1 protein-coding gene is annotated in these 780 nt (G+C 52.6%); it reads left to right on the forward strand.

All coding sequences use genetic code 11. The features are described 5' to 3' along the window. The coding region (locus ACTHUM_RS16170) for an ATP-binding cassette domain-containing protein (protein ID WP_440403445.1) at nucleotides 1–780 on the forward strand (780 nt) is incomplete at both ends.

The following is a 780-nucleotide window of genomic DNA, read 5'->3' on the forward strand; positions in this document are numbered from 1 at the left end:
GAAGAAGTGTATGCCGAGTATGCCAACCCTGATGCGGATTTTGACGCGTTGGCGGAAGAGCAGGGCCGTCTGGAAGCGATTATTGCGGCGGGTTCGTCTACCGGCGGCGGTGCAGAGCATGAATTGGAAATCGCTGCCGACGCTCTGCGCCTGCCTGATTGGGATGCCAAAATCGGCAATTTGTCCGGCGGTGAAAAACGCCGCGTTGCCTTGTGCAAACTCTTGTTGAGCAAGCCCGATATGCTTTTGCTGGACGAGCCGACCAACCACTTGGATGCGGAATCGGTCGAATGGCTGGAGCAATTCCTAGTACGCTTCCCCGGTACAGTCGTTGCGGTAACACACGACCGCTACTTCTTGGACAACGCCGCCGAATGGATTTTGGAACTTGACCGCGGACACGGTATTCCGTGGAAAGGCAATTACTCGTCTTGGCTGGAGCAGAAAGAAAAACGCTTGGAAAACGAGGCGAAATCCGAAGCTGCACGCGTGAAAGCGATGAAGCAGGAGTTGGAATGGGTGCGCCAAAATGCCAAAGGCCGCCAAGCCAAGTCTAAAGCGCGTTTGGCTCGTTTTGAAGAAATGAGCAACTACGAATACCAAAAACGCAACGAAACTCAGGAAATCTTTATCCCTGTTGCCGAGCGTTTGGGAAACGAAGTCATTGAATTTGTGAATGTTTCCAAATCGTTCGGCGACAAAGTGCTGATTGACGATTTGAGCTTTAAAGTGCCTGCTGGCGCGATTGTCGGTATCATCGGTCCGAATGGCGCGGGTAAA

The organism is Neisseria sp. P0021.S006 (assembly GCF_051956895.1).